This is a genomic window from Flavobacterium sp. (assembly GCF_040379285.1).
Classification (GTDB): Bacteria; Bacteroidota; Bacteroidia; order Flavobacteriales; family Flavobacteriaceae; genus Flavobacterium.
In genome coordinates, this window is record NZ_JBEILJ010000041.1 from 1 (window position 1) to 24,086 (window position 24,086).

Sequence of the window (24,086 nt, forward strand, 5' to 3'; positions counted from 1 at the left end):
AAACTTGAAACTTTAAACTTTAAACCTGAAATCTCAACCATGAACTACTATAGCCTAAATAACCCCATCGATAAAGTAACCTTTAAAGAAGCCGTCATTGCGGGTATTGCTCCCGATCGCGGACTCTATTATCCCGAACAGATTCCGAATTTGTCACCCGAATTTATTGCCAACTTAGAGCAGTATTCCCGTGAGGAAGTGGCCTTTCGGGTGATGGCGCCTTTTGTGGGAGAGAGTATCCCTGAGGCGGAATTACGGCAAATCATTGCGGAAACACTTTGTTTTGATTTTCCGTGTGTTGCGGTAAATAATAGTATTTTTAGCTTGGAATTGTACCACGGTCCGACCCTCGCCTTCAAGGATGTGGGCGCCCGATTCATGTCGCGTTGTTTGGGCTATTTCAACCGATATACCGATGAAAAAGTTACTGTATTGGTGGCCACTTCCGGTGATACAGGTGGCGCTGTGGCCAGTGGATTTTTGGGGGTAAAAGGCGTGAATGTGGTCATCCTTTACCCGTCTGGAAAAGTGAGTGACATTCAAGAGCGGCAACTCACTACCTTGGGAAAAAACATTCATGCCCTCGAAGTGGATGGTGTTTTTGACGATTGCCAAGACATGGTGAAAACGGCTTTTTTGGATACGGATTTGAAGGGTTGCGGACTCACCTCAGCGAATTCCATCAATGTAGCGCGATGGTTACCACAGATGTTGTATTATTTCTTTGCATGGCAACAACTGAAAAAGCACCATAAAGAATTGGTTATTTCGTGTCCGAGTGGCAATTTTGGCAACATTTGTGCCGGTTTATTGGCTAAAAAAATGGGATTACCGATTGCCCATTTTGTAGCGGCAACCAATGTAAATGATACAGTTCCCGAATTTTTACAAACTGGAACCTATGTTGCCAAGCCGTCAAAACCTACCATTTCTAATGCCATGGACGTGGGGAATCCGAGTAATTTTGTGCGCATTCATGCGATGTATGATCACCGTTTGGAAGCATTGTTAAAAGACTTTTCCTCCTACTCGTATACCGACGAGCAAACACGAGTCGTGATGCAAACCATCTATTCCCAAACGGGATATATTGCCGAAGCTCATGGCGCTGTGGGGTATTTGGGATTGCAGGAAGCCTTAAAAAATCATCCCAACGCGATAGGATTGTTTTTGGAAACCGCGCATCCTGTCAAATTCTTAGAAGAAGTAGAGAAAACGCTGTCGATTCAATTGCCATTGCCCGAAGCTATTGCCCAACTCTTACCCTTGGAAAAGGTAAAAACACGTATAGCAAGGTATGCGCAATTAAAATCCTTTTTATTAAATAGATAAGTTCTTAAATACACAAAACGTCGATACAGCCTCGATCTGCCTGCCGGTAGGCAGGTAAAGGCGAAAGCGGGACCATTGTGCATTTGAAATCAGGGCTTGTACTGCCTAATACCAATTGGAAATTAAATGATTAACCTTCAATTTCCGCTTGTAATACTAAAATGGTAAAGTCGGAGTTAGTATAAAAAAACCAACGATGCATCTCCGACACCTCCTCCTTAGCTTTCCGTTATGGGTAAGCTGCCAAAATACGCCAACAACGCCGGTAACGGTAACCAAAGAAACACCCGTAACTGATACCTTGCTTTTTCCAAGGGCCTCTGAAAGGAGCTATTTGCAACAAAAGAAGGTGGTGAAAGACATGAGAAATGCGTTACCTGCTAAGGCCTCCAACAAGGAAATCTCTCGGGTTTTTACGGCCATTTTTGTGCAGCACCTCATTCCGCATTGGGTTGGAACACCTTGGTCTTTTGAAGGTCATCCCGAGCAACCCGGAATGCAACCGGTAGCATGTAGCTATTTTGTAGCCACAGTGCTTCGCGATGCTGGCGTTGTAAGCAATCGCTATCGAATGGCACAATTGGGTCCCGAAGATGAGGCGCGCTATTTGAGTGAAAAAGACCCAATCCTTACCCTATCTTTTTCTGATGTGGATTCAGGAAAAAAAATACTTGCCGAAAAAATTCCCGAGGGCATTCATTTCATCGGATTTGGTGACCTACACGTTGGATTTATTTACCGCAAGGGCAATCAAATGGTATTTATTCATTCGTATTACAAAGACAAGATCGGAGTGATTATTGACCCTGTAGAAAACTCCCCTTTATGGGAGATTTGCCGCCGTTTTTATGTCTATCCGTTATCGGGAAATATCACTTTTTTAAACCGTTGGAAAACAAAAAAAGCGGCCTAAAAACCGCTTTATGTATTCTAATGTTATTTATCTAATTTTCGGCGTTCGCGTTCAGTCTTCAACAGGTTCAACTCCCGACTCGTTTGTCCCGCCACAGAAGTATTTTCTTCGGCACGACGAATCAAATAGGGCATCACATCGCGAACGGGACCAAAGGGCAGATATTTAGCCACATTATACCCGTGCGCTGCCAGATTGTAACTGATATTATCACTCATGCCATACAATTGACCAAACCAAATGCGAGGATCATTTTTGGTAATCCCTTTTTGTTCCATACAGGCCATGAGTTTATACGAACTTTCTTCATTGTGCGTTCCCGCAAAAATCGCCATGCGCTCCAAATGCGTCATCATATAGTCTACAGCAGTATTATAATTGGCGTCGGTAGCCGCTTTATCGGCACAAATTGGCGTTGGATGGCCGTGCTGTTGTGCCCGATCGTTTTCTTTTTCCATGTAGGCTCCTCGCACCAACTTCATTCCAATGTAAAACCCATCAGTTTCTGCCTTGGCATGCAATTGTTTTAAATAGTCCATACGATCCCAGCGGTATAATTGCAAGGTATTGAAGACGATGGCTTTCTTTTGGTTGTAGCGACGCATCATTTCTTCGACAATCGCATCGGCGGCATCTTGCATCCAACTTTCTTCGGCGTCAATCAATAAGGCAACATCTTTCTCGTGGGCCGTTTTACAAATAATATCGAATCGCTCTTGCACGCGACTCCATTCAGCACGTTCAGCTTCCGTGAGCGGATGTTTCAATCCCACTTTTTCATATAAGGCGATACGACCCAAGCCTGTAGGTTTAAAAACGGCAAATGGAATAGCCTTGCGTTCTTTGGCGAAATCAACGGTTTTCAACGTCATATTCAAAGCGGCATCAAAATGAGGTTCTTCCTCTTTTCCTTCGACAGAATAATCCAAAACTGATGAAACCCCTTTGGTATACATTTTGTCGACCACAGAAAGGCAATCGACCTCGGTAGTTCCGCCACAAAAATGATCAAAAACCGTCGCGCGAATCAATCCTTCTACCGGCAAATGGGCCTTGATGGCAAAATTGGTAACCGCCGTTCCAATGCGAACTAAGGGTTCACTAGCGATCATTTTAAACAAAAAATAAGCCCGATCCAATTCGGTGTCGGTCTTCAAACTGAAGGCAACTTCTGTATTGTTAAATATCTTCTCCATAGTGGTTTGAAAGTACACAAATGTATCAATTTCTAAGTGAAAAAAAACCAAAAAATGGTGTATTTTTGGACTCAAAATTGACAATAATGCAAGCAATCATGGCTAATGGGTATCCCATTGAATTTAATGCTGCGGGATATTCCGCGCTGAATCAATGCATTGCCCAAAAAAAATATTCAACCGTATTTGTATTGACTGACGCTCACAGCCATGAATACTGTGCACCTCACTTTTTATCGCTACTAGAAACGACAGCGCCGGTTGAAATTATAGAAATCGAACCGGGGGAATCGATGAAAACGATACAAACTTGTGTTGAATTATGGACCCTTCTCACCGAAATGGGTGCCGACCGGAAATCCTTATTAATCAATTTGGGCGGTGGTGTGATCACCGATTTAGGGGGATTTGTAGCGGCGACGTTCAAACGAGGTATTGACTTCATTCATATCCCAACGACCTTATTGGGCATGGTCGATGCTTCGATTGGCGGTAAAAATGGTGTAGATTTAGGGTTACTCAAAAATCAAGTGGGTGTAATCCACAACCCCAAACTTCTTCTGATTGACAGCACGTATTTACAAACGCTTCCCGCACGACAAATGCGATCAGGCTTGGCAGAAATGTTCAAACACGGGTTGATTCACGATGCCCACTATTGGACACAATTGAGTCATTTGAGCGATTTGGATTTAAACGACTTGGACGCTTTGATTCATCGTTCGGTCGCTATTAAAAATGAAATCGTTTCACAAGACCCGACCGAAAATGGAATTCGCAAAGCACTCAATTTTGGGCACACGTTGGGACATGCCATTGAAAGTCATTTTTTAAATTCAGACACGCCCCTATTGCACGGAGAAGCCATTGCGCTCGGAATGCTTATGGAGGCTTTTATATCGCACCAAAAAGGGTACCTTTCTGAAACTGATTTACAAGCGATAAAAACGGGGTTACAAGCTATTTTTCCTCCTTTCACTATCACAGAGGAAGACCAACATTATATACGTGAGTATTTGATTCACGACAAGAAAAATGAATACGGTCAAATTCAGTTTGCATTGTTGGAGAGAATCGGGAAAACGCGACTTCACGAAACAGTTGAAAACGAATTAATTACAGCCGCTTTCGACTTCTTAAACAACTGATATTTTTTTGTAAAAATAATTGTAAATCGATTTTATTATTTTTTACATTTGCGAGGATGAATAAAAATGTTAAAGCCACAGTAAATTCGGACCGTATCGACCTTTGCAAATCGATACCTCAAGATGCTTTTGCTTCCTTTTTTATTCCCAAATTCGACTGTTTTTTCCACATTCAACTTTCTGATTACATCATGGACCTATCGATTGTCTATGAAAACTTACGCGTTTGAAAAATTAAAAACGTTTACTAAGCATTTGCATTTGTTTTTAATTTAATCTTTTTCAAACGGTAAAATGAATACTAAATATTTCGACTTAATAAACCAAACCTTTTATTTTCCACAAGAAGAGTTCACGCTTAACAAAGACACCCTTCTTTTTCACAACATCGACTTGATGAAGTTGGTAGAGGAATACGGCACTCCTCTTAAATTCACCTATCTACCACAAATTTCCAGCAACATCAACAAAGCCAAAGGTTGGTTTCGGAAAGGTATGGAAAAAATCGGTTACGAAGGAAAATACTACTATTGTTATTGTACCAAAAGTTCGCACTTCGAGTTCATCATGAATGAAGCGTTCAAAAACAACATTCATATCGAAACGTCTTCTGCAATTGATATTAATATTGTTGAAAAGCTTTTGGAAAATGGCAAAATCAACAAAAACACCTATGTAGTTTGCAACGGTTTCAAACGCGATGCTTATGTAGAAAACATTGCGCGCTTGATTAACAATGGCCACAACAAAACGATTCCTGTCATTGACAATTATGAGGAATTGGATTTATTGCAAGAGCAAATTAAAGGAAAATTCAAAATTGGGATTCGCATTGCCGCCGAAGAAGAACCAAAGTTTGAGTTCTACACCTCGCGCTTAGGCATTGGATACAAGGACATTGTTCCATTCTACCGCAAGCAAATTCAGGAAAATAAAAAAGTGGAGTTAAAAATGCTACACTTCTTTATTAATACGGGAATTCGTGATACGGCCTATTATTGGAATGAATTACTCAAGTGTATGAAAGTGTACATTGCACTTAAAAAAGAATGTCCTACACTTGACAGTTTGAATATTGGCGGTGGGTTCCCGATCAAGAATTCGCTTGCTTTTGAATACGACTATCAATACATGGTAGACGAAATTTTGAATCAAATCAAAATTGCTTGCGACGATGCTGAAGTAGAAGTACCGCACATTTTTACCGAATTTGGCTCCTTCACCGTGGGCGAAAGCGGCGGAGCAATTTACCAAGTACTTTACCAAAAGAAACAAAACGACCGGGAAAATTGGAACATGATTGACAGTTCGTTTATCACCACCCTACCCGATACTTGGGCGATAAACAAACGCTTTGTGATGTTGGCCGTCAACCGTTGGAATGACACGTACGAACGCGTATTGCTGGGAGGAATGACGTGTGATAGCGATGATTATTACAATTCCGAACAACACATGAATGCAGTGTATTTGCCAAAATATAACAAGGAAAAGCCGCTGTACATTGGTTTCTTCAATACAGGAGCGTACCAAGAAACGATAGGTGGTTTTGGCGGTTTACACCACTGTTTAATTCCGCAACCCAAACACATTCTGATCGATCGGGATGAAAATGGCATCATTGCAACAGAGGTCTTTTCGCCCCAACAAACCTCCGATGATGTATTGAAAATACTGGGGTACAATAAAAAATAAATTTTCGTTTGAAGTTTTAAAAAAATAGTTTTTCTTTGACCCCAAGCAAATCATCACACCTAGAACATCGACACCATGAGTAAAGGGCCTATTAGTCAGTTTATTGAAAATAACTTCTTGCATTTTAATGCCGCAGCTTTAGTTGATGCTGCCAAGGGTTATGAAGCCCATTTGTTGGAAAAGGGAAAAATGATGATTACTTTGGCGGGAGCGATGAGTACCGCAGAATTAGGAAAATCGTTAGCCGAAATGATCCGTCAAGATAAAGTACATATCATTTCATGTACCGGTGCCAATTTGGAGGAAGACATCATGAACTTAGTGGCACACCATTCGTACAAACGTGTACCCAACTACCGGGATTTATCACCGCAAGAAGAATGGGATTTATTGGAAAACCATTACAACCGAGTCACAGACACTTGTATTCCTGAAGAAGAAGCTTTTCGCCGCTTACAGTCCCACTTGTTTGACATTTGGAACAAAGCCGACAAAAATAATGAACGCTATTTCCCGCATGAATTCATGTACCAAATGATTTTATCGGGGGATTTGGAGCAATACTATGAAATTGACCCGAAGAATTCATGGATGGTTGCTGCGGCAGAAAAAAACTTACCGATTGTCGTACCAGGATGGGAAGACAGCACTATGGGGAATATTTTTGCCTCGTATTGTATAAAAGGAGAATTTAAACCGACCACGATGAAAAGTGGGGTCGAATATATGATGTGGTTAGCCGATTGGTATACTAAAAACTGCGCCGGAAAAGGTGTTGGTTTCTTCCAAATTGGAGGAGGTATTGCTGGTGACTTCCCTATTTGTGTCGTTCCGATGTTGTATCAAGACATGGAAATGCACGACGTGCCCTTCTGGAGTTATTTCTGCCAGATTTCTGACTCAACTACGAGTTATGGCTCCTATTCTGGGGCTGTACCGAATGAAAAAATCACTTGGGGAAAATTGGATATAACAACTCCTAAATTTATTGTAGAATCCGATGCTACTATTGTTGCACCTCTTATCTTTGCTTACCTGTTAGATTTATAAAACCTACATATGAGACGTGTTATTGTTGATTACGCCAAACTAACCAGCGATATTTTAAACCTTTTGGTCGAAAAATTCCCCGATGGATATGATGATTCTGATATCATTCGCTTTCGAAATGCCCAAAACGAATTGGTTGAAGCCGTTGAAGTTCGTACTGAAGACACAATTTATTTGGTAAAAGTGAGCACCAAATTGGCTTCACGCATGGAAAAATTTGAAGATGAAGAAGAAGATTTGGATGCAGTAATTGAACCTATTGCACCCGTAAAAGGGGTCGATTTGGATGATGAAGATAGCCCTAGTGATGAAGAAGAGGAAGATGAAGTTGACTTATTAAAAGATAAAGGCGGTTCAGATGATGAGGAAGATGATGAGGAAGATGATTTTGAAGATTCTGAGATTTATGATGACGAAGATGAAGACGAGTAATTGAAATTATGTGTTTTGAATTATAAATGAAATCCCGAGTAATCAGCACTCGGGATTTTTTTAATATGCTTCATTCATAATTTAAAATAATACCATTCAAAATTACCCCTTGAGGTAGCGTTGCTGAAACACGTTGACATGATGATTTTGATGACCAATAATCATAAAACCAAGGGCGCGAACAGAAACCAGATGACCCGAAGCGGTTCCCATACTTTGTAACGCTTCCAGGGAAAAGGATCTAAACAAACACAAGGTTGCTTGTCGTAAGGCTGTAAATTCGGTCAACAAGTCTTGAATACTACGGCGGTTGGCCTGTGCATTGATGACGTAAAAATCCTCATCAAAACCGGGGAAAGCCGTTTGATCTTGACGTGCAATACACAAAGCTCGATAAGCAAAGACCCGCTCGGAATCCAAAAGATGTTGCAAAATATCTTTAATGGTCCACTTTCCTTCTGCATAGCGGTAATCAAATTTATCCATGGAAATATCCCGAACAAAATGAATTAAGCGATGAAGGGAAATTTCCAATTCTTCTACTAAAGTATATTCAGACGATACTTGAGCAAGGTAGCCCGCATAAAAATCGGCGTATTCTAAACGATCAATAGCGTTTATTCGCATAACCAAGGGTTTCTGTCAAAGATAACAATTTTATCTAGCTAGTCCAATCAGCCCAACGGGTTCGTTTCTCTTTTTCTTGTTTAGTAATGCGAAGTATATCCGACAACACACCGCGCGCTGTTACTGCTTTTCCTGCTCCAGCACCTTGAACAACAAGGGGTTGTGTTCCATACGAATCCGTGTAAATTTCGATCAAATTATCAGCTCCTTTTAATTGCCCTAAGGCCGAATTTTGGGGAACCGATATCAACTTCACTGCCAATCTATCCCGCACCACATCCCACTCTCCTACATACCGTAATACGTGATTATCTGCTTGCGTGATTTTGGCAATATGAAACGGTTGATTGAATTCATTTTGCTGACTTTTATACTCGGCCAAAGAAAGGGAAGTTTGCAACGCTGGTGGCAATAACGATTCGACTTCCACCTCATGTAATTCAGCCTTTGAACCCAATTCTCGAGCCAAAATCAACAGTTTTCGCGCCACATCATTTCCCGACAAATCCTCTCTTGAATCGGGTTCGGTAAACCCTTGTTGTTCAGCTTCTTTTACTAATGAGGCAAAAGGAACCGTTTCTTGACCAAAACGATTGAACAAATAGCTTAAGGTTCCTGAAAACACTCCTCGAATACGGTGCACCTTTTCACCCGCTTCAAACAAATCGCGTAAAGTATTAACAACGGGCAGACCTGCGCCCACGTTGGTTTCATATAGAAATCTACGATCGAATCGCTTGAGATGCAACCGTAACTCTTCGTAAAAATCATAATGTAAGGTATTGGCTTTTTTATTGGCCGCCACAATATGAAAACCCGCTTGAATTAAGGGAATGTAATTTTTAATGATGTCCTCACTCGCCGTGGCATCTACAGCAATTAAATTTTCTAATTCTTGCGTATGAACATAATCAATAATATCCTCCAATTGGTAAGGAATAGCTGATGATGTGAAATTGGCTTCCCACTGATTCTTGACGCCCTCCTTTTCAAAAAAAGCTAAGGTTGAATTGGTGATAATGGGAAATCGTAATTCAATTTGATGGTGCTTTTCAAAAAAATCTTGCGCTTGAAGTACTTGGTGAATTAAAGTACTCCCCACATTACCGATACCAAAAAGTACGATGTTAATCCTGAATGTTGACATAGTGAAGTTGTTTATGGGTGTGAAACACCGGTTGTAAAAAAGAAATTAACTGTTCGAATTCGATCAAAAAGGCATCATGACCATGAATGGACTGTATCTCGTAATATCGGATTTGATTAATAAAGCCTTGTGCGTCTTGAACGGTTTTACGATTTTCAATAGCTGTAAAAAACATATCCGAATCAACTCCAACGACATGTATAGACGCATGAATGGATTGGATTACTTCGGCAAAAGTCCCCCGATGTCGGGTAATATTGTGAGTTTTAAGCAAGTGATTCATCAACCGATAAGCCGATAATCGAAAGCGTTCGCGCAATTTTTCCCCGTGGTTGCTTAGCCATCGTTCAACGGCAAAAGCCCCTGGAGTCACTGTTTCTAGTTTGAAACGCGCATTGATCGATTGTGGGGTTCGATAGAGCAACATGGCGTGTTGACGTGCGTCTTGTAATGGTTGGGTCGAATGTTGCAAAATTTGTTCTTGAACATGTACGTGCGCAATTACCCAATCGGTGGCTTTCCAGTCGGTGGCAATGGGAATAAGATGTTGAACAGCATGCGGCTGCTCTACTACCATTTCCCAGGCAATAGCGCCTCCCAAACTCCCGCCAATAAGGGCAAAAATCTGTTCAACCTTCAACTCATGTAATCCTTGCCAAAACATACGGGCGATATCCCGAACGGTAAAGTCGGTGTAATTGGAAATTAAATTCCCTAGGATACCGTCGTACCCGTTGCCGGGAATATTAAACGCGATGACCGTATACGTTTCCAAATCGATTACTTTCCCAATTCCGATGAGTTCGTTCCACCACCCTTTTTCTCCGGTTACGGTAGAGTTGCCGGTTAGTGCATGATTGACTACAACGACGGGCGCCGCACCGAGGGGCTGGCCAAAGGTTTCGAAGTACAAGGGCAAAAAAGGAGTGGTTTTTCCGTTTTCCAAAAGGAATTGGTGGAGTTCTATTTTGGCTAATTTTTTCATTTTTTCTCGTGTTGTGATAGCAGTTTTTGATGTTGAATCGCTTTTCAATGAAGCACTTTATCCCTAGCCCCGACCTACCAAAGGCAGGCAGGTTGCGCCGATATCTAAGTAGCGCAAGCGGAATAATAAAGGCGAAAGCGGGACCTACCTACGGCAGGCAAGAATAGCTCCAAAAAACTGTGGAAAGCTCCCCGAATGTGGCGCATCCGGGGGGTTCCACATGCAAACTAAAACCTAGACTGTTTTTTCGATGGGCAATGCCGCAAAAACGGTAGCCAAATCCGCTTTTAAATCGTCGATAGCCTCGAGGCCTACCGAGAGACGAATGAGGTCGGGTGTCACCCCGGTGCTCTCTTGTTGCTCGGGCGTTAATTGTTGGTGCGTGGTACTCGCTGGGTGGATAATCAACGATTTGGTATCACCTATATTTGCCAGCAAGGAGAATAATTTGGATTCGTTGGCGACTTTTTTCGCGGCTTCGAATCCACCCTTAAGTCCGAACGTCACAATTCCGCTCTGTCCTTGGGGTAAATATTTTTGGGCCAAGTCATAATATTTAGAGGACTTCAATCCGGGATAGTTAACCCAAGCTACGGCCTCTTGTTCGTTTAACCATTCCGCTAAGGCCAGGGCATTCTGACTATGTTTGAGGATACGGACTTCCAATGTTTCGAGTCCTTGTAGGGTTTGAAAGGCATTAAACGGACTCAACGCAGCGCCAAAATCGCGTAATCCTTCGATACGGACTTTAGCTATAAATGCGGCAGCACCGAGGGCTTCATAATATTTCAATCCGTGGTAACCTGCTGCGGGTTCGGTAAACTCAGGAAATTTCCCATTACTCCAATCGAAGGTTCCGGCGTCTATGATTACACCGCCCAATGAGGTTCCGTTTCCGGTGATGTATTTGGTGAGCGAATGAATTACGATGTTGGCGCCGTATTGAATCGGGTTGAGTAAATACGGAGAAGCAACGGTATTGTCGACGATAAAAGGCACTTTGAAGGCTTGGGCTTGTTGGGCGATGGCTTCAAGGTCGAGTACATCCAATTTGGGATTGCCAAGACTTTCGGCGAAGAATACGCGGGTATTTTCTTGGGCGGCTTGGATAAAATTTGTCGGATCAGAAGGATCGACAAATGTGGTGGTGATTCCCAAACGGGGTAAAGTCACATTGAGTAAGTTGTATGTTCCTCCGTAGAGGCTGTTGGAAGCCACAATATGGTCGCCTGCCTTTAACAACACCAACAAGGCTGTAGCGAGCGCTGCGGTTCCAGAGGCTGTGACTACGGCTCCGATTCCGCCCTCGAGTTGGGCCAAGCGTTGTTCCAACACATCGTTGGTTGGGTTGTTAAGACGAGTATAAATATACCCTGCTTCACTCAAGCTGAACACATTGGCCGCATGATCGGCATTGTTAAACACGTAGGAAGTGGTTTGGTAGATGGGCACGGCACGGGTTCCTGAGGTTTGTTGAACATCGTGTCCGGCATGAAGGGCTTTGGTGGCAAATTTTGTTGTACTCATTTTTATGAATTTTAGTGATTAGTAACTAATGATTAGAATTTGATTATCGACTTATGACTCTTTGACTTACGACTTATCGACTTACGACTTATCGGTATAAAAAAAGGCCCTCTTGATTTGTAACCAAAAGGACCTGAACACTATATAGAAATAACATAAGGATCACCTTTGGCAACAAAGCATGGTACAACAACACATCATCATGTGCATCATTAGGCGGTGGTTGCTATGTTTTGCTGTGGTGGACATCGTTTGAGGTTTCAGGTTTCAGGTTTCAGGTTTCAGGTTTCAAGTTTCAAGTTGGGGAATAAAAAAAACCCCTGCTTTTGCAGAGGCTTTCGGTATACTTGAGCGTTATAATTTCTTTTTCAAGTTATGCCATAAATGTCCTCTGCGGGGAAGTTTCCCACATCATGCAACAAATTTGACACATTAATTTTTTCATTGATACTTGAGTTTTGATTTTTTGTTTTTCAACTTTGCAAATTTCAAAAGGTTTTTTGGAATACACAAGAGGTTTTTAAAACTTTAACAAAAAATATTTTTTAAACCACTTATTATCAATGTTTTAAATTTTATAAATTAATACATTAAGCCGAGTTACGACTGGCATTCGTATTGCCAAACAGCGAGCGAATGACTAATTTTTCATACGTTTCCAACAAAGCCACATCCTCCTTTCCCTCTTTAAATTGTTGAATTTGCATTAAGGCATATTGCTGAATGACCAACAAGGGTAAAACAATTTCTTCACGCATTTTTATAGAAGCAATGCCTTCAGGGTAGTTTTCCATCAACTCTTGATGACCGGCAATTTTTAAAAGCAATTTTTTGGTCAATAAAAACTCCTCATGAATGAGTTCCCAAAAGGGTCCAAATATTGGATCATGTTGCAAATACTGCGTTAAAGAAAAAAATGACTTTGCCAAAGCCATCATACTGTTTTCCAATAACGTACGGAAAAACAAAGAATGCTGATATAACGTTTGCACTTCATCCCAACGACCGGCTTTTTCAAAGGCATACAAAGCTGTACCCACTCCAAAAAATCCAGGAACATTTTGCTTCATCTGACTCCACGACCCGACAAAAGGTATCGCTCGTAGATCGGAAAAATCCAATTGCGCTGCTGCTTTTCTTTTAGCAGGTCGGCTTCCGATATTCGTTTTGGCGTAATAATTCAACGTACTGCGTTGTTCCAAATACGGTATAAACTGCGGATGGTTTTTGAAGGACAGGTATTTTTCATATCCCAATTGGGCTAATTCATCGATAGTTGCTTTATCGGAACTTGTTAAATCATTTTCTTTTTGGACAAACAACCCATTGGATATGCCAGCGCTTAACAAATTTTCTAGATTAAAACGACAAGAATCAAGGGTTCCGAAATTGGAACTGATGGTTTGTCCTTGCACGGTAAGTTGAATTTCTTTGTGTTCAATTCCTGAGCCTAACGAAGCATAGAATTTATGGGTTTTCCCACCACCCCGTGCTGGAGGTCCACCCCGACCGTCAAAGAAAATAACTTCAATCCCGTATTTACGTGACATAACAGTGATGGCTTCTTTGGCTTTAAAAATAGACCAATTGGCCATCAAGTACCCACCGTCTTTGGTTCCGTCGGAGAACCCTAACATGACGGTTTGCGTTTTATGACGACGTTTCAAATGTTTATGATATTCAGGATGTTTGTACAATTGCTCCATTATTGAGGCGGCTTGTTGTAAATCATCAACCGATTCAAACAAAGGAACAATATCAACCGATGGCTTTTCCCAGCCCACCCAACGGAACATAGCAAGGGTTTCAAGCACATTCAATGCCGACTCATTATTGCTTATAATATAGCGATTGCAACCTAACTCACCATTTTGATTTTGAATAGTTTGCATAGCTTCAATGGAAGCCAAAGTTTGCATAACAATTGGACTCTCAAAATCAGACGAGTGCACTTTTCCTCGCACCGCAGCGAGTTGATCAACTTTAAATTTTTCATCCCCTTCTGCATAAGCATTTTGCCCCAAATGACGCACTACTGCATCTACGACTTGATTGTGTATGACACTGTTTTGACGGATATCGAGGGAGGCGAAATGAAAGCCAAACGTTTGCACCTTCCATAGAAGCATTTGCACTTCATCCAGATATAGGGCTTGGTGTTTTTCGATTAATACGTATTTTATAGCCTGTAAATCGGCGATTAACTCCGGTAAGTTGATATATAATTCCCCATGCGAATAAAAAACGGAACGGTATAACTGTTGTTCAATTTTGGCGATGATAACATCTACCTCTGTAAATGTCAACTTGCGTTTCAATTTTCGGATATCGGTATAATAGCATTTGAGAATGGATGTGCGTAACCGTTGTGCTACTTGCAATGTGATTTCGGGCGTGACAAACGGATTTCCATCGCGATCACCCCCAGGCCAAAATCCCAATTGAATAACAGGCTGTAGTTGAAGGTCGGTATCATTGGATGTTGAATAGAGGTTTTGCAAAATTAACCCTGTAGTGCTGTAAAAAACATTTTCCAAATACCATAGTAAACTCACTGCTTCATCATAAGGAGTAGGCTTTTCTTTTTTTATAAAACGGGTTTTCCCCAATTGCGCGAGTAACTGCTCGATTTGGCGTAAATCGTTTTGTCGAAGGGCTTCAGTCAAATCGGTAATGATACCTAAAACAGCCCCTGGGTAAAACTGAGTGGGATGCGCCGTCAAAACCGTTCGCACGCGAAATCGTTGCAAAAATTCTTGTAGTTGTTGTTGCCGTTCGGCAGTATCACACCGTTCTTTAATTTCACGCAACGACCCTGTACCTTCAAGATTATTTATGGAGGAGAAAGCGGCGTCTTCAATGGCATCAAAAAGAACAATTTGCCGTTCAACATATTGAATAAATCGAAACAAGAGCGGAACCAGGCTTTCGGCATCTGAACGCTCCAAATACTTGGCAGCAAAGGTTGTCACGATATCAATAGGAGTCATCTGTTGCTGCAACCCTTTGGCGCAAGCCTCGCTAAACAATGGTAATAAAACCCCTGTATTATCAACAGCATCAAAAGGCAACGTGATAAAAACACTGTTGTACAAATGGTATTTGGATCTAACCTGTTGGTGAAATTGTACGGATTGTGGTGAAGTGTACATAGCTTTTGCGTTAAATTACATAAAAAAACCCCAAGTAAATCTTGAGGTTTTCATAAAATCAAATACCATTGAAATGCTTAAATATCTTTAAAAATAGTATGCATTAAGCGTTTTTTGTCATTAATACTTTCTTCCAATGAAATCATGGTTTCAGTACGGTATACGCCTTCGATATCATCAATCATGAAAATGACGTCTTTAGCATGCTTGGTGTCGCGGGCACGAATTTTACAGAAAATATTAAATTTTCCAGTAGTCACATGCGCCACAGTAACAAAGGGAATTTCATTAATTCGCTCCAAAACAAATTTGGTTTGCGAGGTGTTATTCAAAAACACTCCAACATAAGCGATAAATGAATAGCCTAATTTTTCATAATCCAAAGTAAGCGAAGAGCCCATAATAATGCCGGCATCTTCCATTTTCTTCACCCGTACGTGAACTGTTCCTGCGGAAATCAACAATTTCTTGGCGATATCCGTAAAAGGTACACGGGTATTATCAATTAACATGTCGAGAATTTGATGATCCACTTCATCCAAACGAAACTTACTCATAGCAGCGTGTTTATAATGTTTATTTATACGATTACAAATTAATACATTTTATTCAGTAAAAACGAAAAAACAATGTTATATTTTTACACCATTAACAAAATTTATCGTTTTTCCTAAACAGAAATCCGCTTTTTCATCAATTTTAGGAATATTCTCTTTTTCATCGGAATACGGCATTTTATAAGCATTAAACATGTAATGTCCCTTATTTTCTTCCAAATCTCCTACAGCACTAATATAGGCGTTCAAGTGAATTTTTCCGTCAATTAATTCTTCACGGTACTGAGCAGCAAAATTCGTAATTATTTCCTTACCATCATAATTAATTTTAATGTTTTTATAAATAAAATCATAAAAAACAATTTTATTTTGAGGAATTAGTAAATAAAGTTCGTTTTCGTTGCTAACTAAATCGTTTTCGTAAACATGCATCAATCCGGAAAGTAAAGCGATAAAAATCATTTTTCGAGTATATTCTCGAAGATAATCATTTTGATAATGTCCGGCCTCAAAAAGAACCGTAGGCACTCCTCGATGGGTGAAATAGTCGCCTATACAATTCAAATTAAACGAATCATCAAAACGCCCCACTTGATTGGGAATATGACGCTGTAATTCGTCATTCATAGCAACAATAAGCTGCATGGCTCGGGTTCGAACCTCATCAACCGAACGTTCCTCATTATAAGCAGGTGCCAAAAAGGAAACCGTAGCTGGTAATCCGCTATCCCCTGCTCCAAAAATAGTCCGCTGGTCGTGAAGATTATAGGCTAAATCGGGTTGAAATGCTTCAAAAACCTCCCGAAGAAAGCGACTTTCGGGTTGGGTAAGCGCCACCGCATCGCGATTCAAATCCACTCCATTGGCATTCACCCGGGTGTAGACTTCTGCCCCATCGGGATTCACCATAGGTAAAATGCAAAAACGAAAATGAGAACACATGCGTTTTGCTTCGGGTTCATCACTGCATAGAAAAGCTATGAAATCAAACAAAGCCTTGGTCGTAGTACTTTCGTTTCCATGCATTTGAGACCAGAGCAATACCTTGTAATTCCCGCTCCCTATTTCCAGATGATACAGTGGTCTTTTTTGTACAGAACATCCTTTCACGTTTAAGGAAAGTCCAAGTTCTTGGGCCACACGTTCGACCGCCGCCAAAGGAACATAGCGACCAAATAATGCATGTTGTTTATAGATTTGAAATAAATTGAGGTAATCCATAGCGGTAATTATACCTACAAAGATACCAAAAAAAAGCTCCGTACCAGAGGCGACGGGAGCTTTCCTTCACGGTCAAATGAAACAAAAAACAAACTATTTGCAATGTAAGTATACACTGCTTATTCCGGGTTCAAGTCGAGCAGCCACGGGCGCTGCATCGGCTGTGGTGTTGGGCAATCCAAAGGTGAACAAAAAACCCCATATTGGCACGTTCAGACACATAAATAGGCTTGGAAACCGCATCATACGCCACATCCACTGGATTTCCTAGGGTTGATAACGGTCCGTAGACGCGAACTTGATTGGTTAACGCGATGGTTCCGCCATTGGGAGTTGCTGCAATCACCAAACTAAAATTATTGATAAAAATTAAACCGCCGTCAATGTCAGAAGCTACAGCCCCAACATCGGTTAATACCATGCGATCGTTACTTGCTGCATTGGTAATGCCATGCGTGCGAACCAATCCTGTAATGGTAACCCGTTTGGTCGGCATAATCGAGCCTGAAGGTAAGTAGAAAAATCGTTGTCACTGCAAGCGAAAAAGGACTTACGAATGCCAACAAAAGAAATTTGTTTTTCATAAATAAAAAGGTTTGAAGATGTTTTTCCTTATTTACGAAAAACGAGCAGGTAGGGTTTTATAAACCTGAAAATTGTCGTTCGGGGTAGCGTCCTTGAACTCCTTTGTAAAACGCGAGAAAAGTAGGCAGGTCTTTATCTACATCCCCTGACGTATAAAATGGTGCTCCAATGCGAACCTCTTTTTTACCAAAATCAAAAGCTACGGGGATGATAGGGACTTGGGCTTTGTGGGCAATAAAATAAAACCCAGTGCGTAAAGTATCGACGTGTTTGCGCGTTCCTTCTGGAGCGATTCCCAATCGAAATATCTCCCGTTCATTGAAAATGTCGACGATTGCATCCACTAGGTTTTTCCCACCACTACGATCCAAAGGCGCCCCCCCAATAGCTCGAAAATAATATCCAAAAGGAAAGATGAACAACTCTTTTTTACCTACAAAATTCATTTTTTGATTGACAATACCCCGCACTAAGAGTCCAATGAAAAAATCAAAATTACATGTGTGCGGCATTACAGCAATAACGTATTTGGGAATGGCCGGGTCAAAAGCACCCACCAAACGCCATTGCATTACACGAAAAAAAATAAATTCGTAAAGTCGTTTTCGCATCCCATTAATTTGGTGTAAATTTAGAACATAATACGGACTAAACCTAACCCAATGCTAGCCAAATACCTAAGCTATTTATTTCCGATTCCTGTAGTCAAACGCAAGTCTACATTAAGCAAAAGTCTCGAAGTAACATGGAACAATGGGCAATTGGTTTTAGATAGTGCGCAAACCAATTATTCTTTTGGAAGTCTGCAACGCATTTTACGGAAAGGGTTGAAGTATATAGGATTTGAACGCATCCGTAACTTTCAAGAAGTGCTGGTTTTGGGAGTAGCGGGTGGCAGTGTAATTGCTACCCTAGTGGAAGAAATTCGCTTTCGGGGTAACGTTACGGGCGTTGAACTCGATGCCGACGTGTTGCAGGTCGCCAAAGACTATTTTCAAATCGACCGCTTTGCGCAATTAGAACTCATCGTCGAAGATGCCTTTTCGTTTGTGTTGCGCTCTCAAAAAAAGTACGATTTGATTATCATTGATATATTTCAGGATACGCAAATGCCGCCCTTTCTTTTTGAGGATTTTTTTATTCAACACATCAACCGACTCTTAAATACGAATGGGTTCATTTTATTCAACACCATGGTCTTATCGCCCGAGGATACTAAGCGTAATGCATTGTACCGTCAAAAATTTTCCGAAAATTATTCCGTACGTATGTACCCCAAAGTAGAGGAACATAACGAATTGTTTACCATTAAAAAATTAGCGTGATGAGTGTTGTAAAAAAACTATTAGTGGGCAAATTTACCTACCGCGATCGCCCAAAATTCAATCCAATCCAACGGCGAATTTTAAATATCAGAGCGATTTGGAACAATGACCATCAGTACGATAATGGGATAGAAAAAATAGTTCGTCTCTTTCTTTCTTCATCGCAATTATTATTCCCGGGCGTTTACATTAAATACCTTGCCTGTAAAATCGGGCATGAATACCAGGATTTAGCCATGGATGTCTATGTGTTGGCCAAAATGGCGTTACCGTGGACCATTTTAATTTACGGTTGGCAACACCACCAAATCCTATTAATCTTGATGATTTACATGCTTTTGGAGACGATATTTTACATACCCACACTCATTTTTGCCTCCGATTTATTTGTGCGCCCTCGTTCATATAAACGCTCAATGCTCCTTTTGTTTTTTAACTATATCGAAATTGTGGTGGCGTTTGGCGTACTCTATACCTTGGGCGATAATATGAACAAACCGTTTACCCACTGGTTTGATGCCGTGTATTTTAGCTTGGTGAGCGCCAATTCTATCGGATTTGGAGATTACTATCCCATTACCACTTATGGAAAAATCTTAGTAAGCATTCAAGCCATGTTCTTCCTATCGTTTGTCTTACTCTTCCTAAATTTTTTCTCCACCAAAGTGAAAAGCAAAGGGTATTTTGACAATGAAGAGAGTGAATAAAGAGGTAGCGAGCCACACAATTGCTTTAAATGTGATTTTTAAAAGTTTGGATTCAAAATTACTGTCGTGAAAACATCACCCGTGCTTGCTCCAAATCCTTAGGCGTATCAATACCTATGCCTACATGTGAGGTTTCGACCATTTTTATACGCTTCCCAAATTCCAAATACCGTAACTGTTCCAATTTTTCGGTAGCTTCCAACGGTTGCATCGGCCATTGCGCAAAATCCAATAACGCTTGTTTGCGAAAGGCATACACCCCGATGTGACGCATATACCGCAACCCTTCTACTCGCTCCCTTGGATACGGAATTACCGATCGGGAAAAATACAGCGCATACCCCATTCGGTCGGTGACCACCTTTACCACATTCGGATTTTCAATTTCCGTGGTATCGGTTATGGCGACCATCAAAGAACCCAAATCTATCTGTTGGTCAACATCTTCCCGAAATGCCTGTAACAACGCCTCCAAAGGTTCCCGCGCTATAAAAGGTTCGTCGCCTTGTACATTCACAACGATATCGGCTTCCAAATCGGCCACCGCCTCGGCAATTCGATCACTCCCACTTTCATGGTGACGTTGACTTCGAATTACTTTACCCCCGTGGGCTTGAACCGCGGCTTCAATTTCATCGGCGTCGGTTACCACAAAAACTTCATCAAAAAGTTGGGTTTGTAGTGCCGCTTCATAGGTGCGCACAATTACGGGTTTACCACACAAATCCTGCACCAATTTGGCAGGAAATCGCGTCGATGCATAGCGGGCTGGAATAACTGCAATAACGTTCATAAAGGCTATTTCGGGTAAAAATACAAATTCCCTGTTGAAGGCCTACCTACCTTAAAAAATATTTTCCTTCTACATCACCAGGTACAAAGGCATTCCCAATCCAAAGAATACGCAGCAACAACGCCCCACTTTGCGTTTCAGAAATTGGTATCTTTGTCCCAAAACGTTTACCTCATGCATGTTGATACTATTGTCGCGTTAGCTACACCCGCTGGAGCAGGTGCAGTCGCGATTATTCGTTTGTCGGGTCCCCAAGCCATAGCGCAAGTCGAAGCCGTGTTTGTTTCCATCAAAGGAAAAAAACTAAGCGCTCAAAAGTCGCACACCCTTCATCTCGGCACGCTCATTGACCACGGCAAAGTTATCGATCAAGTCTTGGTGGCACTCTACCGCAATCCCCACTCCTACACTGGCGAAGATGTGATGGAAATCAATTGCCACGGGTCGACGTTTATTCAACAACAAATTATCCAACTTTTTTTGCGCAGCGGGTGCCGTATGGCGCAACCCGGTGAATTTACGCTCAGGGCTTTTTTACACGGTAAACTCGACCTATCCCAAGCCGAAGCCGTGGCCGATCTCATCGCTTCCGACAATGAAGCCGCTCATCAAATTGCCCTGCAACAAATGCGCGGCGGTTTTAGTAGTGAAATACAACACTTACGCCAAGAGTTACTCAATTTTGCGTCGTTGATCGAACTGGAATTGGACTTTGCCGAAGAGGATGTGGAGTTTGCAGACCGTACCCAATTCAACCAACTCGTTGCCCGTATAATCTTGGTTTTAAAACGATTAATCGACTCGTTTGCCGTGGGAAATGTGCTCAAAAACGGCATTCCCGTAGCGATTGTGGGCGAACCCAATGTGGGGAAATCAACATTGCTCAACGCGTTGCTGAATGAAGAGCGCGCCATCGTTTCTGCTATTGCGGGTACTACGCGCGATTCGATTGAGGACGAACTCGTGATTGACGGCATTGGCTTCCGATTCATAGACACCGCGGGCATACGCCAAACCCAAGATTATGTGGAGCAAATGGGGATTCAAAAAACGTTTGAAAAAATTACCCAAGCCCAAGTTGTTTTGTACTTACTCGACAGCGTGGCGTTTCAACAAGACCCCACAAACTACCGCCAAGCCTTGGAGAAAATCAAAAATCAGTATCCCCAAAAGCAATTGGCAGTAGTGTTCAATAAAATCGATTTGCTAGACGAGGCGACTACCGAAAGCTTGTTGCACGAATTCGAATCGATGCACGTACAGGTCATCGGACTTTCGGCCAAGGAACAAAACGGCGTGGCGCAGTTAAAACAAATTTTATTTTCACTAGTGCAAACGGGCGCCCTTCGCAACAACGAAACCATCGTAACCAATACACGGCACTACGACGCCCTACTAAAAGCATTGGAAGCCTTACAGAAAGTCCAATGGGGCATGGATACCGGAGTTTCCTCCGATTTGGTGGCGATCGACATCCGGGAAGCCTTGTACTTCTTGGGCGAAATCACAGGCGAAGTAACGAACGATGAGTTGTTAGGTAATATTTTTGCAAATTTCTGTATCGGCAAGTAACCACACTCCTTTTTCCTGTTACGTAGGTGTTTTTTGTATAGATTACATTTTTTTAGCACTTTTTTTAAAGTTTTTCATTAAATTTGCATATCGCGAATTGCGAATTACAAGCTATTCAATAGCAGTCAGAAATAAATACATTGGTATGAAAAAGCATAACGGAATGAGACCGCACGATGTGGTCATTTTATTAAAAATAATAGCCCTTGATAATGAAAATTGGATGATGAAAGACATCGCAAACACCTTATATATTAGCTCTAGTGAAGTTAGTGAATCATTAAACAGAAGTGCTTGGGCAGGTCTAATAACTAGCGACAAAAGAAGCGTATTTAAATCAGCTTTGTTTGATTTTATAATTCACGGCTTAAAATATGTATATCCTCAAAAACCTGGTGCAATGGTTAGAGGTATAAAAACAGCGCATAGTGCTCCTCCTCTATCATTTGAAATACTAAGCAATCAAAACTATGTTTGGCCTTATGCTGAGGGAGATTCCAAAGGATTCGCAATTGAACCTTTACACCCTAACGTACCTAAAGCGTGTTTAGAAGACCCTAAATTATATGAGTTATTAGCTTTGTTAGATGCAGTAAGAGTTGGCACTACAAGAGAACAAAATGTGGCGATAAATGAGCTTAAAAACAGATTTCAAGAAATAGATAATAAATGAAAAACACGCAGATAAACTATATAATTATTGAAAGAGTTGCTAATGCATTAGGTGAACTGAATGAAAAAATAATCTATGTAGGTGGTGCTACAGTTAGCCTCTATATAAACGATCCTGCGGCAGAAGATGTCAGACCTACAAAAGATATTGATATTAGCATCAATGTAGCTTCTTTTGTGGAACTAGAGAATATTAGAGAACAACTTTCAGTGAAAGGATTTAAGCAGGCAGCTGATTAAATGTAATTTGTCGTTTCAAACTAGAAGATATATTGGTCGATGTAATGGCAACAAAACCTATTGCTTGGGCTCCTGCAAACCCTTGGTTTGAAAAAGGTTTTGAACGATTAGAGAAAATTAAAGTAAACGACATTACAATTCAAATTATGCCACTAACTTTCTTTTTAGCAAGTAAATTTGTTGCATTTCACGACCGTGGTGGTGATGACCCACGATTTAGCCATGATTTGGAAGATATAATCTATATTTTAGACAATCGAACCGATTGGCATCAAATTCTAATAAACGAAGAAGACCAAGAAGTAAAAGAGTTCTTAATAAATGAATTTCGTAATATCCTAGCATCTAGCAAAATACAAGAAGCAATTTTGGGTAACTTATTCTTTGAAACGCAAGACAAACGATTTGCAATCATTATGGATAAAATCAATAAAGTTGCAAATAGTTAAGTTTCCCTTATTAAATCAAAACCCTTAACAACCTTATAACTTGTTTTCAATACTCAAAACAAATTCAGTTTCATAGCTCAAAAATTAAGGTCAAGTAGTGCACCTTAATTGTACCTAAATATCTACAAACCCTTTATTTTTATATAAAGTTAATCGCTGTATCAGAAAAAAAGTTTTTGGCCGGCAACTTCCGGTCGTCCGCTGTATCCCCGATAGGAATCGGGGGATGCCGCTCCCACTCTAGCAATATCAAATCGATATCAACCTTAATGGAGGAAGCTGATACACCCGATGAACAAAAGGAGTTAATGGACATGCTCAAAAAAGTTTCGCTACCTTTACAAGATACGATGAGCAACTTGAATGAGGTAATTAATGTACAATCGAATTTAGGATTACATAAAATTTTTAAATATTAGGTAGAGAATATTTTAAAAAAAATACAGATAAATTAGGAACATGAATTATTTTGTTAATATCGACCCACTAATACTTGAAATTGCGAAAACAAAAACTTATTTAAAAGGGGATTTGCTTGTAAAAGAAGGTAAGGTATGCAATCACATTTTCTATTTGCAATCTGGAATAGCCCGTCTTTTTTATAATCAAAAAGATAAAGAAGTTACATCTTGGTTTGCTATTGAAGGTCAGATAATAACTTCTAGTAGCTTTATAACTAGAAGCCCAAGTATTGAAACATTGCAATGCTTAGTAAACTGTACTGTACTTCAAATTGATTATAACGATTTGCAACAATTATT

At 40.8% G+C, this 24,086-nt stretch carries 26 protein-coding genes; 15 read left to right on the plus strand and 11 right to left on the minus strand.

Annotated elements, in window-relative coordinates; all coding sequences use genetic code 11:
* Window positions 1–39: 39 nt before the first annotated feature.
* Window positions 40–1,332 carry a threonine synthase gene (thrC, locus tag ABWO12_RS09055; protein ID WP_353088551.1) on the plus strand — a complete coding sequence of 431 codons (1,293 nt, stop codon included), beginning with the start codon at window positions 40–42 and terminating at the stop codon, window positions 1,330–1,332.
* A gap of 196 nt (window positions 1,333–1,528) precedes the next feature.
* On the plus strand, window positions 1,529–2,245 hold the full coding sequence (locus tag ABWO12_RS09060) for a hypothetical protein (protein WP_353088513.1): 717 nt from the start codon (window positions 1,529–1,531) through the stop codon (window positions 2,243–2,245).
* Window positions 2,246–2,268: 23 nt separating this feature from the next.
* Here ABWO12_RS09060 and ABWO12_RS09065 read toward each other — a convergent pair whose 3' ends face one another.
* Window positions 2,269–3,441, minus strand: a complete 1,173-nt coding sequence (locus ABWO12_RS09065) for a proline dehydrogenase family protein (protein WP_353088514.1) — start codon at window positions 3,439–3,441, stop codon at window positions 2,269–2,271.
* Window positions 3,442–3,527: 86 nt separating this feature from the next.
* Between ABWO12_RS09065 and aroB the strand changes: the two genes are divergently transcribed.
* The 5 genes from aroB (at window position 3,528) to ABWO12_RS09090 (ending at window position 7,766) form a co-directional block, all read left to right on the plus strand.
* Window positions 3,528–4,589, plus strand: a complete 1,062-nt coding sequence (gene aroB / locus ABWO12_RS09070) for a 3-dehydroquinate synthase (RefSeq protein ID WP_353088516.1) — start codon at window positions 3,528–3,530, stop codon at window positions 4,587–4,589.
* Between the two features lie 56 nt (window positions 4,590–4,645).
* Window positions 4,646–4,819 (plus strand): hypothetical protein, encoded by a 174-nt coding sequence (locus tag ABWO12_RS09075; protein ID WP_353088517.1) that lies wholly within the window; start codon window positions 4,646–4,648, stop codon window positions 4,817–4,819.
* 64 nt (window positions 4,820–4,883) lie between these two features.
* Window positions 4,884–6,284, plus strand: a complete 1,401-nt coding sequence (locus ABWO12_RS09080) for a type III PLP-dependent enzyme domain-containing protein (RefSeq protein WP_353088518.1) — start codon at window positions 4,884–4,886, stop codon at window positions 6,282–6,284.
* Window positions 6,285–6,359: 75 nt separating this feature from the next.
* On the plus strand, window positions 6,360–7,334 hold the full coding sequence (locus ABWO12_RS09085; protein ID WP_353088519.1) for a deoxyhypusine synthase family protein: 975 nt from the start codon (window positions 6,360–6,362) through the stop codon (window positions 7,332–7,334).
* A 9-nt stretch (window positions 7,335–7,343) separates the two neighbouring features.
* Window positions 7,344–7,766: a DNA primase gene (locus ABWO12_RS09090; RefSeq protein ID WP_353088520.1), complete on the plus strand. Its 423-nt coding sequence runs from the start codon at window positions 7,344–7,346 to the stop codon at window positions 7,764–7,766.
* A gap of 102 nt (window positions 7,767–7,868) precedes the next feature.
* Here ABWO12_RS09090 and ABWO12_RS09095 read toward each other — a convergent pair whose 3' ends face one another.
* The 9 genes from ABWO12_RS09095 to ABWO12_RS09135 form a co-directional block, all read right to left on the minus strand.
* A complete protein-coding gene (locus tag ABWO12_RS09095; RefSeq protein WP_353088521.1) occupies window positions 7,869–8,393 on the minus strand; it encodes a DinB family protein in 525 nt (174 codons plus the stop codon).
* Between the two features lie 34 nt (window positions 8,394–8,427).
* A complete protein-coding gene (locus ABWO12_RS09100; RefSeq protein WP_353088522.1) occupies window positions 8,428–9,540 on the minus strand; it encodes a homoserine dehydrogenase family protein in 1,113 nt (370 codons plus the stop codon).
* Window positions 9,521–10,525, minus strand: a complete 1,005-nt coding sequence (locus ABWO12_RS09105; protein WP_353088523.1) for an alpha/beta fold hydrolase — start codon at window positions 10,523–10,525, stop codon at window positions 9,521–9,523. The genes ABWO12_RS09100 and ABWO12_RS09105 overlap by 20 nt, the downstream gene beginning before the upstream one ends.
* A 234-nt stretch (window positions 10,526–10,759) precedes the next feature.
* Window positions 10,760–12,052: an O-acetylhomoserine aminocarboxypropyltransferase/cysteine synthase family protein gene (locus ABWO12_RS09110; RefSeq protein WP_353088525.1), complete on the minus strand. Its 1,293-nt coding sequence runs from the start codon at window positions 12,050–12,052 to the stop codon at window positions 10,760–10,762.
* Window positions 12,053–12,642: 590 nt separating this feature from the next.
* On the minus strand, window positions 12,643–15,204 hold the full coding sequence (locus tag ABWO12_RS09115; RefSeq protein ID WP_353088526.1) for a phosphoenolpyruvate carboxylase: 2,562 nt from the start codon (window positions 15,202–15,204) through the stop codon (window positions 12,643–12,645).
* 77 nt (window positions 15,205–15,281) lie between these two features.
* Complete coding sequence (locus ABWO12_RS09120) at window positions 15,282–15,761, minus strand: Lrp/AsnC family transcriptional regulator (RefSeq protein WP_073362417.1); 480 nt, start codon at window positions 15,759–15,761, stop codon at window positions 15,282–15,284.
* A gap of 75 nt (window positions 15,762–15,836) precedes the next feature.
* A complete protein-coding gene (locus ABWO12_RS09125) occupies window positions 15,837–16,982 on the minus strand; it encodes a M14 family metallopeptidase (RefSeq protein ID WP_353088528.1) in 1,146 nt (381 codons plus the stop codon).
* Window positions 16,983–17,112: 130 nt separating this feature from the next.
* The gene (locus tag ABWO12_RS09130) at window positions 17,113–17,478 is read right to left on the minus strand and encodes a hypothetical protein (RefSeq protein ID WP_353088530.1); all 366 of its coding nucleotides are present in this window, start codon (window positions 17,476–17,478) and stop codon (window positions 17,113–17,115) included.
* Window positions 17,479–17,623: 145 nt separating this feature from the next.
* The gene (locus ABWO12_RS09135) at window positions 17,624–18,178 is read right to left on the minus strand and encodes a 1-acyl-sn-glycerol-3-phosphate acyltransferase (RefSeq protein ID WP_353088532.1); all 555 of its coding nucleotides are present in this window, start codon (window positions 18,176–18,178) and stop codon (window positions 17,624–17,626) included.
* A 51-nt stretch (window positions 18,179–18,229) separates the two neighbouring features.
* Here ABWO12_RS09135 and ABWO12_RS09140 point away from each other — a divergent pair, with 51 nt between their 5' ends.
* Window positions 18,230–18,892, plus strand: coding sequence for a spermidine synthase (locus tag ABWO12_RS09140; protein WP_353088534.1), 663 nt, complete (start codon window positions 18,230–18,232; stop codon window positions 18,890–18,892).
* A complete protein-coding gene (locus tag ABWO12_RS09145) occupies window positions 18,892–19,599 on the plus strand; it encodes a potassium channel family protein (protein ID WP_353088536.1) in 708 nt (235 codons plus the stop codon). The genes ABWO12_RS09140 and ABWO12_RS09145 overlap by 1 nt, the downstream gene beginning before the upstream one ends.
* Window positions 19,600–19,657: 58 nt before the next feature.
* Here the strand turns inward: ABWO12_RS09145 and kdsB are convergent, their stop codons facing one another.
* Complete coding sequence (gene kdsB, locus ABWO12_RS09150; RefSeq protein ID WP_353088537.1) at window positions 19,658–20,392, minus strand: 3-deoxy-manno-octulosonate cytidylyltransferase; 735 nt, start codon at window positions 20,390–20,392, stop codon at window positions 19,658–19,660.
* Between the two features lie 174 nt (window positions 20,393–20,566).
* Between kdsB and mnmE the strand changes: the two genes are divergently transcribed.
* The 6 genes from mnmE to ABWO12_RS09180 form a co-directional block, all read left to right on the plus strand.
* Window positions 20,567–21,964 (plus strand): tRNA uridine-5-carboxymethylaminomethyl(34) synthesis GTPase MnmE, encoded by a 1,398-nt coding sequence (mnmE, locus tag ABWO12_RS09155; protein ID WP_353088539.1) that lies wholly within the window; start codon window positions 20,567–20,569, stop codon window positions 21,962–21,964.
* A gap of 145 nt (window positions 21,965–22,109) precedes the next feature.
* On the plus strand, window positions 22,110–22,637 hold the full coding sequence (locus tag ABWO12_RS09160) for a hypothetical protein (protein WP_353088541.1): 528 nt from the start codon (window positions 22,110–22,112) through the stop codon (window positions 22,635–22,637).
* Window positions 22,634–22,876 carry a hypothetical protein gene (locus ABWO12_RS09165; protein WP_353088543.1) on the plus strand — a complete coding sequence of 81 codons (243 nt, stop codon included), beginning with the start codon at window positions 22,634–22,636 and terminating at the stop codon, window positions 22,874–22,876. The genes ABWO12_RS09160 and ABWO12_RS09165 overlap by 4 nt, the downstream gene beginning before the upstream one ends.
* 44 nt (window positions 22,877–22,920) lie before the next feature.
* Window positions 22,921–23,325: a hypothetical protein gene (locus tag ABWO12_RS09170; RefSeq protein ID WP_353088545.1), complete on the plus strand. Its 405-nt coding sequence runs from the start codon at window positions 22,921–22,923 to the stop codon at window positions 23,323–23,325.
* A gap of 269 nt (window positions 23,326–23,594) precedes the next feature.
* Entirely contained in the window at window positions 23,595–23,744 is a 150-nt protein-coding gene (locus tag ABWO12_RS09175) for a hypothetical protein (protein ID WP_353088547.1), read from the plus strand.
* A gap of 40 nt (window positions 23,745–23,784) precedes the next feature.
* The coding region (locus ABWO12_RS09180; RefSeq protein WP_353088549.1) for a Crp/Fnr family transcriptional regulator at window positions 23,785–24,086 on the plus strand (302 nt) is incomplete at its 3' end.